This is a genomic window from Achromobacter sp. UBA5777 (assembly GCF_002418565.1).
GTDB classification, from domain to species: Bacteria; Pseudomonadota; Gammaproteobacteria; order Burkholderiales; family Burkholderiaceae_B; genus Achromobacter; species Achromobacter animicus.
Genome location: NZ_DIEJ01000210.1, coordinates 1 through 292 on the forward strand (window position 1 = coordinate 1; position 292 = coordinate 292).

1 protein-coding gene is annotated in these 292 nt (G+C 72.6%); it reads right to left on the reverse strand.

What is annotated here, in order from left to right; translation table 11 throughout:
* The coding region (locus B3446_RS17335; protein ID WP_291383703.1) for a tetratricopeptide repeat protein at positions 1-292 on the reverse strand (292 nt) is incomplete at both ends.

The window sequence follows — 292 nt, forward strand, 5'->3', positions numbered from 1 at the left end:
ACCGTTCCCAGTGCGTCAGCGCCTCGGCGGCGTCGCCGCGGCGCAGCGCCATCATGCCGGCCAGCGCCAGCGCCTTGGGCTGATCCGGCTCGGCCTGCAACGCCTGCGCGACGGCCGCGATGGAATCCTCGTCGGGCTGGCCCTGCCGCGCCGACAGCAGCGCGTCGGCCAGATCGGCCAGCACCACGGGCTGGCCGGGCACCAGCCGCAGCACCTGCTGATACGCGGCAATGGCGTCGTTGTAGCGGCCCAGCGTTTCGTAGGAACGGCCCAGCATGTACCAGCCATCGGC